Annotated in this window: 12 protein-coding genes; 5 read left to right on the top strand and 7 right to left on the bottom strand. The window is 58.5% G+C overall.

Translation table 11 applies throughout. The features are described 5' to 3' along the window. Window positions 1-1,314 (bottom strand): SrfA family protein, encoded by a 1,314-nt coding sequence (locus LZU96_RS10900; RefSeq protein WP_233984376.1) that lies wholly within the window; start codon window positions 1,312-1,314, stop codon window positions 1-3. Between the two features lie 162 nt (window positions 1,315-1,476). Further along, window positions 1,477-2,652 (bottom strand): benzoate/H(+) symporter BenE family transporter, encoded by a 1,176-nt coding sequence (locus LZU96_RS10895; protein WP_233984375.1) that lies wholly within the window; start codon window positions 2,650-2,652, stop codon window positions 1,477-1,479. A gap of 118 nt (window positions 2,653-2,770) precedes the next feature. Between LZU96_RS10895 and LZU96_RS10890 the strand changes: the two genes are divergently transcribed. From LZU96_RS10890 to LZU96_RS10880, 3 genes are all read left to right on the top strand, one after another. Beyond that, the gene (locus LZU96_RS10890; RefSeq protein ID WP_233984374.1) at window positions 2,771-3,325 is read left to right on the top strand and encodes a helix-turn-helix domain-containing protein; all 555 of its coding nucleotides are present in this window, start codon (window positions 2,771-2,773) and stop codon (window positions 3,323-3,325) included. A gap of 68 nt (window positions 3,326-3,393) precedes the next feature. Further along, window positions 3,394-3,825, top strand: a complete 432-nt coding sequence (locus tag LZU96_RS10885; protein ID WP_233984373.1) for a MarR family winged helix-turn-helix transcriptional regulator — start codon at window positions 3,394-3,396, stop codon at window positions 3,823-3,825. A gap of 11 nt (window positions 3,826-3,836) precedes the next feature. Next, window positions 3,837-4,391, top strand: a complete 555-nt coding sequence (locus tag LZU96_RS10880; RefSeq protein WP_233984372.1) for an isochorismatase family protein — start codon at window positions 3,837-3,839, stop codon at window positions 4,389-4,391. Between the two features lie 62 nt (window positions 4,392-4,453). On the opposite strand, the gene LZU96_RS10875 is transcribed toward LZU96_RS10880, so the two are convergent. From LZU96_RS10875 to LZU96_RS10860, 4 genes are all read right to left on the bottom strand, one after another. Continuing rightward, the gene (locus LZU96_RS10875; RefSeq protein WP_410055308.1) at window positions 4,454-7,540 is read right to left on the bottom strand and encodes an autotransporter outer membrane beta-barrel domain-containing protein; all 3,087 of its coding nucleotides are present in this window, start codon (window positions 7,538-7,540) and stop codon (window positions 4,454-4,456) included. 332 nt (window positions 7,541-7,872) lie between these two features. After that, a complete protein-coding gene (pqqU, locus tag LZU96_RS10870) occupies window positions 7,873-9,999 on the bottom strand; it encodes a TonB-dependent receptor PqqU (RefSeq protein WP_233984370.1) in 2,127 nt (708 codons plus the stop codon). A gap of 229 nt (window positions 10,000-10,228) precedes the next feature. Continuing rightward, window positions 10,229-10,786, bottom strand: coding sequence for a diguanylate cyclase (locus tag LZU96_RS10865; RefSeq protein WP_233984369.1), 558 nt, complete (start codon window positions 10,784-10,786; stop codon window positions 10,229-10,231). Window positions 10,787-10,793: 7 nt separating this feature from the next. Next, on the bottom strand, window positions 10,794-11,129 hold the full coding sequence (locus LZU96_RS10860; protein ID WP_233984368.1) for a hypothetical protein: 336 nt from the start codon (window positions 11,127-11,129) through the stop codon (window positions 10,794-10,796). Window positions 11,130-11,140: 11 nt separating this feature from the next. Between LZU96_RS10860 and LZU96_RS10855 the strand changes: the two genes are divergently transcribed. Both LZU96_RS10855 and LZU96_RS10850 read left to right on the top strand, forming a co-directional pair. Then, the gene (locus LZU96_RS10855; RefSeq protein WP_233984367.1) at window positions 11,141-12,004 is read left to right on the top strand and encodes an NAD(P)-dependent oxidoreductase; all 864 of its coding nucleotides are present in this window, start codon (window positions 11,141-11,143) and stop codon (window positions 12,002-12,004) included. Further along, window positions 12,001-12,777, top strand: a complete 777-nt coding sequence (locus tag LZU96_RS10850; protein WP_233984366.1) for an AraC family transcriptional regulator — start codon at window positions 12,001-12,003, stop codon at window positions 12,775-12,777. Before LZU96_RS10855 ends, LZU96_RS10850 begins: the two co-directional genes overlap by 4 nt. Here the strand turns inward: LZU96_RS10850 and leuA are convergent. After that, entirely contained in the window at window positions 12,704-14,413 is a 1,710-nt protein-coding gene (gene leuA, locus LZU96_RS10845; protein ID WP_233984365.1) for a 2-isopropylmalate synthase, read from the bottom strand. The two genes, LZU96_RS10850 and leuA, sit on opposite strands and share 74 nt — an antisense overlap. Window positions 14,414-14,548: the final 135 nt, after the last annotated feature.

Here is a 14,548-nt window from a genome sequence, read left to right as displayed (position 1 = left end):
TTATTTACTCTCACGCTTAATCGTCATCGGGAAAACCCGGTCATCAGCATATTGCGCTTCGCAGACTGCGGCACCGATGCTGGCATGGCAGATCAGCAGCGGCATACGATAGCGGGATTTGTTCTCGCATCGGGCGGTATAGCGGCTTTCGATCACCAGATTACCGGCGCTGGTCATTGCCGCGCTGACATCCGCCTTACAGCGGGTGTTGCCCTGGGTAATCTGCACGCTGCCTTTGCCGTTTTTAAACTGGAACTGCATCACCGGTGGCTTGCCGGTTGGGGTTGGCATCGGACCGATAGTGACGCGCCAGCGGCCATCAATCACCGCAACCTGACCGTCGCGCACCGCATCCGGGGTAACGATCAGATCGTCTGGCCGGGCTGGCACGGCCGGTGTGACCACACTGGCAAGGGTAGCAGCAGCGGGCGCAGGCGTCGCGGCGGCGGCATTCACCGTGGCGGCTTTCTGCGGCAGGGTGGCGGCCAGTTTTCCGGCGGCATTGACCACCGCCGGCGGTTTAACCGGAGTCACCGACGCCTGGACTGCCGGCATCGCTGACGGCGCAGGAGCCGGTTGTGGACGGTGCAACAGCACCGTCATCACCACGGCAGCGGCAATCGCCAGCGGCGGCAGAATCATCCAGACCCGGAAACGACCACGGGCAGCCACAACCGGCGGCGTGACGGCCGCAGGCGGTTCAGGCGCAACCACCGGTTCCGCTTCGGGTTGCGGTTCCACCGGCAGCGGCTCGGCCAGAACCGGCTCGGCGCTGACCGGTTCGGCGATGGGCTCAGGCGGCTCGACCAGCACGGTCGGCAGGCTCTCTTCCAGCGTGTCGCGCAGGCAGGCCAGCGCGTCATCACGGCTGCGAGCCTGCGCATCGACAAAGCCCCAGAAGGTGATAACCGGTTTGCCATCCACCAGATAAACGTATTGCTGATCGGGAAACTGCAGGCTTTTGCTGAGCAAGGCGCCGAACAGGCGCATCGCCGGGTTCTCAGCCGCGCGCGCGCGCGTACTGAGATCCTGCATATCCTGCTGGCAGGCGGTGAGGTGTTGCAGGGCGGCGCGACGTTCATGATCGCTGGCGCCCAGCCAGGATTTGACCCTGCCGCTGAAAGGCGCATACCAGTCGAGGCGATCGCCCCGTTCATTGGCCTGCGGAATCGCCAGGCAGTCTGCCAGTGCGCGCTGACGGCGCAGGCGCAGGGTCTCACGAATTTGTAGCGCCGAGGCGTAGACCGGCTGGCCATTTTCACCTAACGCCAGAACCGCATCTAAATTACCGCTGCGCAGAAAAGTTTTTGCCACCTGTTGGGCCCTTATCGGTCGTTGTCTGAGGCAGAAAATCGCGTGTTATCGACGATTGGGTTGATTTTACGCGGGACAATGACAAATCAAACGGTGGAAAAGGGGCCAAATGCAGCGGTTTTTTCACCGGCTGGCGCAAAAACAACCTGCCAGCACGGCTGCTTAGCGTGCTTTTCGCACCAGCAGCAGATGGGCGAGTACGCCGCCGACCAGTCCCCAGAACGCCGGACCGATGCCAAGCAGCGAGACACCGGAGGCGGTAATCAGGAAAGTGATCAGCGCACTGTCGCGCTCAGCTGGCTGATCCAGTGCCCGTTGCAGGCTGCCGCCCAGCGTCGCCAGCAGCGCCAGTCCGGCCAGCGCCTGAATCAGCACCGGCGGCAATGCACTGAACAACACCGCGATCAGGGCACCGGCCGCGCCAGCCAGCAGATAAAACAGCCCTGCCAGCGCGGCTGCCCGCCAGCGCCGCTGCGGATCGGCATCCACCTCATCACTCATGCAGATGGCGGCGGTGATGGCGGCAATACAGACCGAAAAGCCGCCAAAGGGTGCCAGTAACAGCGCGATAAGGCCGGTCCAGCTGATCAGTGATGAGACCGGCGGGCGGTAACCGTGCGCCTGCAGCGTGGCGATGCCGGGCGCGTTCTGTGACGCCATGGTGACCAGAAAATAGGGCAGGCCGATGCCGATCAGCGTGGTCAGGGTAAAATGTGGCATTACCGGCTGCGGCAGCGTCAGCACAATCGGCTGTGGCGGAAAATGGATCGCCTGCTGCGCCAGCGCGACGCCGGTTCCAATCAGCAGGGTGATCAGAATGGCGTAGCGCGACAGCCAGCGGCGGGCCAGCAGCCAGGCCAGACACATACTGCCGCACAGGGCAAAGTTGGTCTGCAAATCGGCAAAGGTCTGCAGGCCAAAGCGCAGCAGAATACCGGCCAGCATCGCCGCCGCCAGCGAGGCGGGAATGGTGTTCATCAGGCGCGCAAACAGGCCGGTCACGCCGGAAAGGACGATCAGCAGATTGGCGAAGACAAACACCCCGACAGCTTCGTTGAGGCTGATGTCGTGAAAGCTGGTTGCCAGCAGCGCCGCGCCAGGGGTTGACCAGGCCGCCAGCACCGGCATCCGGTAGCGCAGCGATAATCCCAGCGAGGCAATACCCAGCGCGATGCCCAGCACCGCCAGCCAGCCGCCGATTTGGCTGGGTGACGCGCCAGCCGCCTCGAAGGCCTGATAAACAATCGCGCCGCTGCTGCTGTAGCCGACCAGCACAGCGACAAAGCCAGAGACCACCATCGGCAGAGTCAGGCGGGGTTGAACAGATGTCTGAATCATGATGTTAACCGGTTTGTGCGTTATAGCGCACATGGTCGCATGATGCGCTATAACGCACAAGTGCTACACTGCCGCCATAAGGTCAGCGTGTGGACTGGCGACAGAATCAGGAGCAGAAGTGGAGAGCATTCAGCACCATCTGAGTAACGCGCTCAGACAGTTACGTCAGGCCAACGGCTGGAGCCTGACGCTGACGGCCGAACGAACCGGCGTCAGCAAAGCGATGCTGGGCCAGATTGAGCGCGGCGAATCGAGCCCGACGGTGGCGACGCTGTGGAAAATTGCCACCGGCTTTAACGTGCCGTTTTCGTTTTTTATCGACGGCAATCCGTTGCCCGGCGCGCCCGCGGGCTTCAGTCAGCCCAACGCCGAGATGTCGGTCCAGCCGCTGTTACCTTACGATCCGCAACTGCGGTTTGATCTGCTGGCGGTTGAGCTGGCCGCAGGCGCACAGAGCATCTCTTCGCCCCATGAAGCGGGCTGCGTTGAGCAGGTTGTGGTCATAGAGGGGGAACTGCTGCTTGGGGTCGGCGATCTCTGGCGGCGTCTGCCCCGCGGTGCAGCGTTTCAATTCCGCGCTGACGTCACCCACAGCTACCGTAATCCGCTCAGCAGTCCGCTACGGTTTCACAGCCTGATCCACTATCTGCAGCGCCCCGAACTTACAAATTGAAACCAGGGTAAACTACACAGTTTACCTTCGTATCTCTATACTGGCCGCTAAACCTGAGGAGAAGGGCGATGTGCGATTTAAGCGAACCTGCCGCCACCTTGCGTATGCTGGTGGGTAAACTGGCTCGTCGGCTGCGTGAGTCCGCGCCGCCCGGCAATCTCAGCTGGTCGCAGGTGGCCGTACTGGGCTATCTGGTGCGTGACGGGGCGATGACGGTCACTGAACTGGCCGCGGCGGAAAGCGTTCGCAGTCAGTCAATGGGCGCCACCGTCGCCACCCTGCTGGACGCGGGCATGGTGACCGGCGAGCCCGATCCCCATGACGGACGCAAAACCCGCTATCGCCCCACGGAAGCCTGTCTGGCGGTCATCGCGTCCAGCCGTGCGATGCGTGATGACTGGTTGATCGGGGCTTTTGAGGCACAGCTGAGTGTGGCCGAGCAGCAGCAGTTGATCGATGCCATTCCTTTACTTCAACGACTTACTGAACATGAATCCTGAGAGGAGACGATATGGCTGTAACCACACTTGATGCGAAAACGGCGCTGATTGTTATTGACCTGCAACATGGCATCGTTGCGCTGCCGCTGGTCCATCAGCCGCAGCCGGTAGTTGAACGCTGCGCGCGCCTGGCTCAGGCGTTTCGCGCCAGCGATCTGCCGGTGGTACTGGTTAACGTCGCGGGCGGGGCGCCGGGCCGGACTGAGCAGGCGCGTCACGGCGGCGAACTGCCGGCTGACTGGGCGACACTGGTGCCGGAGATGACACCGCAGCAGAACGATCTGACCATTACCAAAAAAACCTGGGGCGCGTTTCACGCCACGCCACTGCATGAAGAGCTGCAGAAACGCGGAATTACGCAGGTGGTGATTTGTGGCATCGCCACCAGTATTGGGGTGGAATCGACCGCACGTCAGGCGTACGAGCTCGGTTACAACGTCACGCTGGCCACCGATGCCATGACGGATTTAGACCTTAATACCCATAACAACAGCATCAACCTGATTTTCCCTCGTCTGGGCGAAACCGGCAGCAGCGCGGATATTGTGGAATTATTACCGCAGTGAGATAACAGCCTTTGAAGGTGGAAAAATGTCCTGCCAGGCTGGCAGGACATTACTGCTAAGAGTTAAAAACTGAAGCGGTAGCCCGCATTAACCTGACGCTGATCAAAGCGTTGACCGGTGGTGAGATCGGCTTCCAGATAGAAATTGTGCACGTTATTCAGACTTGCGCTCACGCCCAGGCCATTGTTCCAGCCGTTACCGCGAAAATCGGTCTTCTCGCGGGAGCCGTTTAAGGCATATTGCATATTGGCTGAGAACTCACGCACCAGTCCGGTTTTGACATAAACGTTATATTTGCTGCCCGCTTTATCCTCGCTGTAGCCTGCCAGCGCGCTGATCCGGCCATTAACCGCATCATAATCTTTGAACGCAATCACCAGACCGTTACTTGCCCGGGTCTGCGAGCCTTTCTGACGGCCTGCGGTCAGCTGAACCTGGGGTTCGAGGTAGAAACCCTGATTGTTGGCTGAGAAGCTAAAACGTTTACCCGCTTCAACAGAGGCGCTGTAGCCGGTCGATTTTGCTTTACCGGAAACCTGATTCTGCTGGCTGTCTTTAACGTCGAACTGGTTGCTGAGGCGGTTAATTTTGTAAACCTGATCGATGTAAAAGCCATTGTCAGCCATCCAGGTCAGGTAGGCACCAAAATGCTGTGATTCTGCTGTTCCGTCACCGCCGCGATATTTAGGTGAGGCGTGAGTCGTTCCCATGAATAAGCCGCCATACAGCTTCTTACCTTCAATCAGGTTCTTATCCACACCAAACTGGAAGCCGCTGTAGTCCATGTCAAAACCGCTCAGCTTTCCGCTTGAGAAAGAACTCAGCTTACCGCCATAGCCTCTTAACCAGACGTTGCCTGTGCCGCTGCTCTGACGGATATCGCCCATGCGCTGCAGCAGCGTCTGGTTCTCGACATAGTTAAGCAGATAGCCGATGTGCAGGAAATTGCCGCCGGCATCAGCGGTGGTGGTGATCGGTTTAGTCTGTTGAGGTGCCGCCGGCGCAGTCGGGACAACGGGAGCGTCAGGTTCCGCGCCACGCTCAGGCGTGACGGGTTCATCAGCAGGGGTTGCCGGTTCTGCAGGCGTTGCGGGTTCCGCAGGGGTTGCCGGTTCTGCAGGGGTTGCAGGTTCGTCAGGCGTTACCGGTTCTGCAGGGGTTGCAGGTTCGTCAGGCGTTACCGGTTCATCCGGCGTTACGGGTTCGTCAGGCGTAACCGGTTCTGCAGGGGTTGCGGGTTCGTCAGGCGTAACCGGTTCATCCGGCGTTACCGGGTCTGCAGGCGTAACGGGTTCATCAGGAATTACCGGTTCATCCGGGGTAACCGGATCTACCGCAGGCACACGACCGGAAGAGGCTAACGCCCAGTTATTACCCGTTTTGCTTACGCTATAAAGATAGCCACCCAGTTCGACATCAGAGTCTGAGGTAAAACTGGCCTGACCATCTGGGGTTTCCACCACGGTTAATGTCTCATTACCCGTGGTAGCCAGACTTCCCTGGTTAACAAAAGAGAGTGAATAATCGCCAGCACTGCTGTTGGTGACGACCAGCTTATCACCGCCGTTATTTACGCCATCTCCTTCACCGACCAGATCAACACGCATGTTGAAATGACCCGTACCCTGAAGATCCGCAACGGTTAAGGTGGAATACCCGCTGGCAGAGGTTGCCCGGCTAAAGTCAACGTTACTGTTGGTGAGGGTTAACCGATCGAGATTTGACGTTCCGCTAACATACCAGTCGCTATTATCGAGGGTTGCGTTTAAATAGCCGCTATTAATATTATCGCTAAACGCACTCCCTTCCCAGACCGATCCCGGCTGCAGTGATAAATCAATTTTTCCGCCGTTGGAATAAACTGAACCCATCATATTCAGTTTGCCATCAACGTTAATGTTACCCGCTGCGTAACCCGCGTCATATTGTGTTGCGATAGCCAGCTCATCTGATGAGGGCAGGGTAATCGCTAAATCGCCGGTTAAATCGATATCACCGCCTGCCATCGCAAACACAGCGGCTTGTTCTGTTACTGCATTTTTAATGGTGATGTTATTACCGGTAATGTGACCCGAATTAATTGCCCATAAGCCCATATTGGCGCTGGTAATATCGGTCTCATCCAGATTAACGGTTGAGGCAGAGGTTTGTGCAGAAGCCCCATAAGAGCCACCGGCATCGATGGTATTCCGCTGTTCTGCTGTACCCTTAAAATTAATCGTTGTGTTGGTACCACTGGCGACAATACCGCCCGCCAGCGCGGAAGTGACGTGGCTGTCGGCACCGATATTGGCAACACCATTGCCTCTCACTTCCAGAGCGATAGCGTCAGCGCCAGAGGTAGAAATTGTCAGACTTTCAGCGGTGAGATCACCAAAGTTCCACAGACCGGTTGAATCAGCGCCGGTGGTGGTGATGACACTGCCAGCGCCTAAATCCGCGAGGGTATTTTCCTGCAGCTCAAGGCCATTTGAATAATCGCCAGCGGTGGTAATGCTCAGCTGGTTGGCCTTCAGTGATGAAAGGGCGGATGACGCCGTTCCATTTAATGCATCAACCACAATCCCACTGCTTCGATCACCGTTTGTCGATATCGTACTCAGGTTTCTCAGGTCAGCGCCACTGCCGGGATTGGTAATTGTGAGGCCGGTGCCGGTGCCGCCCACGGTTGTAACAGAAAGGGCATCGGCGGTTAAAAAGGACCCGCCTTTAACGGTCACCCCGCTGGCAATCATATCGCCGGTGCCGGTCACATTGACGGCCGTTCCGCTGCCCAGATTGGCGGTGACATTATCCCCGATGATATTAATACCCACAGCCCGATCGCCGCTGACATTGACGGTAAGGCCATCGGCAGTCAGCGTACTGTTTCTGCCCCAGATGACCACACCCCGTGCGTAATTAGCCGCATCATTAACATTAATCACTGACTGGCTGCCTAAATTAATGATGCCAGTCTGACCATAGGGATTCATTATGCCGTAAAGGCCGCCGGAATAGAGCGCATCACCAGTCAGGATGTCGCCATTATTCAATGTGATATTTGTTCCTGTCTGGCTTCCGATATTTTCACCCGCAGCAGAACCACTCAGGATAAATCCTATTAATAGGGCTAATGGGGTTAAATGACGCGTGTTTATTTTTTTCATTGACTAAGCATCCCTGTATGGCATCAAAGCTCAACGCACAATTGAGGATTTAAGCCGTCAAGATGAGCGGCTGAGTTGATGAGTTTAATTTGACGCTAATCTATCAGGAAACAGGCGGATTCCTGTCACTTTAATTGAGGCGCTATTTCCATTTTTATTCTCAAAAGAGAATACAGTTTAATAACAGGTTATAAATGTTTTGCTATCAGGCAGCCAAATAAAGCGGAGCGCGATTTATCTTAAATAACAGCATTGAATAATAAAGCGGTGAGATTATATTAATCTGAATGGCGGGCGAAAATAAGCTGGCTTTCGCAAGCCAGCCTCTTTAATTAGCGGAAAGCGTAACCCAGCGTTAAGCCGACGCTGTAATTGCGGCCAGGTGCCGATTCGAAGTAGCGGCCATTGCTCTCATTAACGATCACCGACCCGACATACTCGCGGTCAAACAGATTATCGACCCGGCCAAACAGATCCAGCGTCCAGTCACTGACCTGCCATTTATAGCCGCTGTTCAGCGCGACGACGGTATAGGATGGGGTATTGACCTCATTCTGGTCATCGGCGGCGATCTGGCTCAGGTAGCGCATTTCCGCTCCGGCATAGAAGCCCTGTTCCGGCGCATAGCCTAGCCCGGCGTAGAGCATATTACGGGCGATGCCGGGAATGCGATTGCCGTCGCAGCTGTCACTGCCGCAGGCGTTGCTGCGATAGCGCGCATCCAGCAGGGTATAAGCCATTTTCAGCTGCCAGTCCCAGCCAAACTGCTGATCCAGCGCTAACTCCAGCCCGCGACGTCGGGTTTCGCCGGCGTTTTTATAGGTGGTGCGTCCGCCACTGCTGGCGTCAGCGACAATTTCATCCTGGGTATCGGTCTGAAACAGCGCCGCGCTGACCAGGCCATTGCCAATCCGTTTCTTGCTGCCGATCTCCAGCGTATCGCTGGTGGACGGTTTCAGGCCGAGATTGAGGCCCGACTGACCATCTGAACGGTAAGACAGCTCATTAATCGTTGGGGTTTCAAAGCCGCGACCGGCCGAGAGATAGGCGTTCCAGCTCGGGTCAAACGCATACTTCAGCGACGCCGCCGGTAACCATTTGTGATAGCGCGCATCGCCGCTGTCATCACCGTTGCCGTTACGAACATAAAAGTCATTGGAGTCGAAGTTAACGGTGCTGAAGCGCACACCGGCATCCAGCGACAGCTTATCGGTCAGTTGCCAGGCCGTCTGCAGATAGGGATCGAGGTTCCACATCAGGTTGCGCTCATTGCGTCGCAGGTTGCCCTGATCGCCGTAATGGGTCACGCCATTGCTGACGGTAAAGTTCTCGTAGCCTTTGCGCCGTTCCGTCATGGTTTCGTAATCGAGGCCGCCGGTCAGCGTCACCGGAATCGACAGTAGGCTGTCGCGGTGGGTCCAGCGGGTATCGATGCCCTGATAGTGGCGGGTCAGGTCGATTACGCCGCCGGGATGGCTGGGGCTGCTCTGAACACTGGCGGGAATCGACTGAAACTGGGTGGTTTCGCGTACACCGGCATACACCATCACGCTGAGATCGTCGTTTTCACTCATCTGGCGCTGGTAGTGCAGGCCGCCTTGCGTCTGGTCAACGGTTTTACGCGTATCGTAGAGCGAGACATTACTCACCACCTGACGGGGATTGTCGCGCCACTGGGCGGGCGTCAGACCGCCGGGGTCCTGCGCATCGATATGGACGCTGTTGAACAGCAGCGTTAAGGTGCTGACATCATCAATCCGTACCCCGAGCCGGGCATTGCCGAGATTTTTCTGGGCGGCGCTGTGGTCCCGGTAGCCGTGCGTGGTAAAGCGTGAGGCGGAAACGGTGTAGTTCACATCACCGGCGTGGCTGCCGTCGCCGGTCGCGCCGCTGGCTTTGACGCTATTGCGCCAGCTGCCGTAGCTGCCGTACCAGCTACTCGCCTCCAGCGAGGGCGGCTGTTGCCCGGCCTGAGTCGTCACATTCAGCACGCCGCCGGAGGCATTGCCGTACAGCGCGGAAAACGGCCCGCGCAGCACCTCGACGTGATCGATGGAGCCGATATCAATATTTGAGGTTTGCGCCTGACCGTCCGGCATGGTGGCGGGAATACCGTCGACATAGATGCGTAAACCGCGAACGCCATAGGTTGATCGGGAGCCAAAGCCGCGGATCGACAGCTGCAGATCCTGGGCGTAATTCTGTCTGTTCTGGATCTGCAGGCCGGGCACGCTGCTGAGATTTTCCGACAGGTTGACGCGCGGCGCGGCCTGGCGCATCTCATCACCACTGACCACGCTGACGGCGGCGGGCGTATCAAGCACGTTCAGGCCGCTCTCCGCCGGGGTCGCGCTGACCACCAGGGTATTGTCATTTTCCGCCGCCAGCGGCGACAAAGGATAGAGGGCGGGCAGGATCAACAGCGGCAGCGTCGCCTGACGCAGTAAGGTTATTTTCATTTTTAGCGGCCTGAGAAAAGATCAACAATGAACCAGCTGGAACAATTGGCGCGTATGGTAATGCTTTGCCGGGGTCGGGTATAGCCTTTTACGTGGCGTCACGCTTATTCCGCGCAGACCCTGCGGCGGGGCCGTCGGCGTTATTTTATCCGTTCTGCGCCCGGCGACCGCTATTTCGTTTTCTGCCGGTCAGCAAAATGAAAATAGCGGGCGATAAGGTCATCGGCGGTTATTCCCCGGCGGCGCGGTTATTCGCGGCACGCCTGCGGGCTTTTTTACCGCGCCAGTACTCTTCCAGATAGGGCAGCATCTCCAGCAGGAAAATAGCCGACAGCACGAAAATAATATAACCGGTCGGTAGCGGATCGGCGCGCCACTTCAGTTCAAAACGGGGCGACTCATCGCCCAGACCAAATAGTGCCTGGAACTGCGGCCAGTGCCGTGAAATAACCAGCAGCAGCGCCATCAGCGGCACCATCTCAAGAAAACTGTGAACATGTTGCTCAACCGGTTTGACCTCGCGCGCCGTCACCGCGTAGCTGACATCCCACAGCGCCGTGGCTTCGTGGCAGAAGAACAGCACAATCATGAAACCGATCACCAGCGCATTCACCTCCAGAAACAGCGCCGATAATAACGGCAGCCCCATCTCCAGAAACATCAGAATATGGATCCAGGTTTCTTTCAGTCCGGTGGTGTTTTCAATATCGGTGGCCCGATGACAGATCCAGTCGGCAAAGCCAGCAATAAGCCAGACGGGTAATACGAAATAAAGTAACAGAAGCATCTGCGGATCAAATTGCTGCATAGCGGGCGCTCTCAGAAATAAAAGTGAATAAAGCATAGTTCTGGGGTGACAGGACGCAAAATGAGGCCGCGGCAGAATACCCAATATTGCCCGGCCCGGTCGGTTGCGGTAAATCTGAACCTGGGGTGTGGACACATAAAAAAGAGAGCGTGCTGGCGAAAGAATATTCTTTGCCGGCAATGGCCGCGCCGCATTCTCCGGGATGACGCATTCTGTTGCGCTGGATTTTTTGGCCGTTTGCCGCCAGGCTGGAGACGGCCTTTTTTACCCATGATGCGTACGTGCCTGCGGGGCGGTGGCGCATCACCTCGATAATGATCAAAGGGAGTCAGCATGAGTCAACAACCTGAAGTGGCGGTTCTGGGATTGGGTGCAATGGGGCACGCGTTTGCCGCTAACCTGCTAAAGAAAGGTTTTAAGGTTCATGGCTGGAACCGCACCCGCGCGCGCGGCGAGGATCTGCTGGAGGCCGGATTGCAGCTAGCCGATTCCCCGGCCGGGGCCGTGGCGCAGGCCGATGTGGTGATTGCGATGCTCTCCGATGGCGAAACCACGGAGCAGGTGCTGCAGCAGAGTCTGGATGCGTTTAAATCGGGTGCCATCCTGTGCCAGATGGGCACCATTGGCGTGGAAAAAACCGACGCGCTGATCGCGTTATTCGCTGACGCGCGCAGCGATATGCTGTTTATCGATGCGCCGGTCTCCGGCACCAAAGCGCCGGCAGAGAATGGGCAGATTCTGGTGCTGGCCAGCGGCGATCGCAGCCGCGCAGCCGCGGCGGAAACGGTGTTCGCTGCGATTGGCAAAGGCACACAGTGGCTGGGCGAGGCGGGCAAAAGTTCGCGCATGAAGCTGGTGATCAACAGCTGGCTGATCGGCATGATGCAGAGCCTGGCGGAGAGCACCCAACTGGCGGCGCAGTTTGGTTTCTCCACCGACGATCTGTGGCAGGTGCTGGAGGGCGGTCCGCTGGCGGCACCCTATGCAAAAATGAAGCTGGCGATGATCGCCAGCGACGACTATACCCCGCAGATGAATCTGGTCTGGGCGCTGAAAGATGCGCGGCTGGCGCTGGAAGCCTCCGACACGCCACTGCCGGCGCTGGCAAACATTGCGGATGTCTGGCAGCAGGCGGTGGATGACGGCCTCGGCGAACAGGATCTGGCGGTGGTTTATCGTTATCTGAAGGCGCAATGAGTTGTCCGCCGGGCTTTGACTTCAGCCAGCGTCCGCTGGTGCCGCTGGCGCATGATTATGCGCACGGTGCCAGCGAGCCGTGGCACCATCACGATTGCGCCCAGCTGATCCACACGCTGAGCGGCGTGGTGCGGGTCGAAACCGAGTATGGCAGCTGGATTGTGCCACCGAGCCGTGGCGTCTGGCTGCCGGCCTTTACCCGTCATGCGTTGCAGATCACCGGCAGGGTGGCGGCCCGTACGCTGTTTATCCATCCGCTGGCGCGCGCCGATCTGCCTGCCAGTTGTCAGGTGGTGCAGATCACGCCATTACTGCGCGAGCTGATTGTCAGTGCGCTGAGCTTGCCAGACGCCTATAGTGCGGACAGTCGGGCTGAACGGATCCTGGAGTTAATTCTGGATGAAATCCGCGGCATGGACGTGCTGCCATTTGCGCTGCCCGCGCCACACAGCGCCCGCCTGCAGGCGCTGTGTGACCGGATTCAGCAGACGCCAGGCGAGAGCTGGACGCTGCAGCGTGCCAGTGACAGCCTTAACGTCTCGGGACGCACGCTGGCGCGTCACTTCAGCCGCGAAACCGGCCTGCAGTTCAGCGACTGGGTCCGGCGCGCCCGTCTCGCCATCGCCCTGACGCGGCTGGCGCAGGGCGATTCGGTGCTACAGGTGGCGCTGGATCTCGGCTATGAGAGCCCGAGTGCCTTCAGCGCGATGTTTCGTCGTCTGCTGGGCGTGGCACCAACAGACTACTTTCCCTCAAACGACTCGCCGCATTAAACAGCGCCTGCAGTGCGGCGCGCGCCGTGTCGTTATCGATGCTCACGCCCCAGTAGCGGTGGCCACTGGCATCCAGACAGCTAATGTAGGCGACCGAACGGCTCTCGCTGCGTTTTCCCAGCGTGTGCTCATGATAATCCTCAATCGTCAGCGACAGATCGAAGCACTGCCGCAGGGCATTCACGCCAGCCGACAGCCAGCCATTGCCCCGGCCCTGTAACGTCAGGGTGCGCGACCGATCGCTGACGCTGGCGGTCAGCGTCGTCTCTGCGCCGCTGTCGCTCTGGCTGCTGGCATTCAGCAACTGCAGCGTCGGCTGGTCTACGCCATAGTGGCGGCAAAACAGCTGCCACAGCGCGTAGTGGGTCATTTCACCGCCGTGACGATCGGTGTGCTGTTGCACGCAGCGGCTGAAATCCTGCTGCAAGCCACGCGGCAGCTGCAGGCCGTGATTCTGCTCCAGCAGCCAGGCGGCGCCTCCTTTGCCTGACTGGCTGTTCACGCGGATCACCGCTTCATAGCTGCAGCCGATATCAGCCGGATCGAGCGGCAGGTAGGGCATCTGCCAGCGGGTTTCCGGCTGGCTGGCGCGCCAGGCAAAGCCCTTGCGGATCGCATCCTGATGCGAACCGGAGAAGGCGGTAAACACCAGTTCACCGGCGTAAGGGTGGCGCGGATGGACCGGCAGTTGATTACAGCGGGTCACCACCTCGATCACCTCACTCATCTGACTGAAATCAAGCTGCGGAGCCACGCCCTGGGTATAGAGATTGAGCGCCAGCGTCACCAGATCGACATTACCGGTGCGTTCGCCGTTGCCAAACAGGCAGCCTTCGACCCGGTCTGCCCCCGCCAGCAGCGCCAGCTCGGCGCAGGCGACACCGGTCCCGCGATCGTTATGCGGATGCACGCTGATACAGACCGCATCACGGCGGCTGAACTGGCGGCAAAACAGCTCAATCTGGTCGGCATAAACGTTGGGCGTATTGACCTCTACCGTGGCGGGCAGGTTGATGATCATCGGCCGGTCGGCATCCGGTTGCCAGACATCGGCCACCGCTTCACAAATCTCCAGCACAAACGCCATTTCAGTAAAACAGAAGGTTTCCGGCGAATATTCAAAGGTCCACGCCGTCTCCGGCTGCGCCTCGCAGGCGGCGCGGATCTGCTGCGCAGCGCGGGTAGCCAGCGCCACAATCTCCGCTTTGCTCTGTTTAAACACCCGTTCACGAAACAGCGGGGCGGTGGCGTTATAGAGATGCACAATCGCCCGTGGCGCGCCCTGCAATGCCTCGAAGGTGCGCTCAATCAAATCGTGGCGCGCCTGGGTCAGTACCTGCAAGGTCACGTCATCAGGGATTTGGCGCTGTTCAATCAGGTCGCGCACAAAATCGAAATCGGTCTGCGAGGCGGAGGGAAAGGCAACCTCAATCTCTTTAAAACCGCAGCGCAGCAGCAGCGCCCAGAACGCCATTTTGCGGGCGCGATCCATCGGCTGCGCCAGCGCCTGATTACCGTCGCGCAGATCGGTCGCCAGCCAGCGCGGTGCCTGAGTGATCTGACGGGCAGGCCACTGGCGATCGGGCAGGCTAATCAGCGGGGATGGGCAGTACTTCTCAGCGGGATGGGTCAGCATTGTTCTCTCCTGGTGGTTTTTTATCAGTCTGGCGGCAGCGCGGCAGTGGCGCGCGCGCAAGGCTGACAACCTGAAGCGCAAAAGTGACAAGTGCGCTTTTTGCCGTCGCTGAACGCTGGGTGCGCTGTGGTTTGA

The sequence above is a fragment of the Pantoea agglomerans genome (assembly GCF_021397715.1).
Lineage (GTDB): Bacteria > Pseudomonadota > Gammaproteobacteria > Enterobacterales > Enterobacteriaceae > Pantoea > Pantoea astica.
Note: the sequence above shows the minus strand (reverse complement) of the source record. Positions and strands in the feature narration are given on the sequence as shown.